At 29.9% G+C, this 231-nt stretch carries 1 protein-coding gene; it reads right to left on the reverse strand.

Features of this window, described 5'->3' with window-relative positions; all coding sequences use genetic code 11:
• Positions 1-231, reverse strand: a 231-nt coding sequence (locus KB213_RS12375; RefSeq protein ID WP_211683563.1) for a hypothetical protein, incomplete at both ends; no start/stop codon positions are given.

A 231-nucleotide genomic window follows, 5' to 3' on the forward strand; every position in this document is an offset into this window, starting at 1 on the left:
ATTGATGATGAGTTTTGGAAAATAAAAGGACCAGCATTGGAACAACGTTTTTTGGATTTGTTTGGCAGTAATACACCGCGATGATGAATTCTTTTTTTATATTTTCTCTAATATTTATCTTGGGAGTTTTATTAGGATGTTTTATAGAAAATGTTATTATTCGTTTCATAAAACCTTGGGTAATCAAAATTATAGGTTTGGCAATTGTCTTTCCATGTACAATGATAGCGT

Source organism: Neokomagataea anthophila (assembly GCF_018122595.1).
Taxonomy (GTDB): Bacteria; Pseudomonadota; Alphaproteobacteria; order Acetobacterales; family Acetobacteraceae; genus Gluconobacter; species Gluconobacter anthophilus.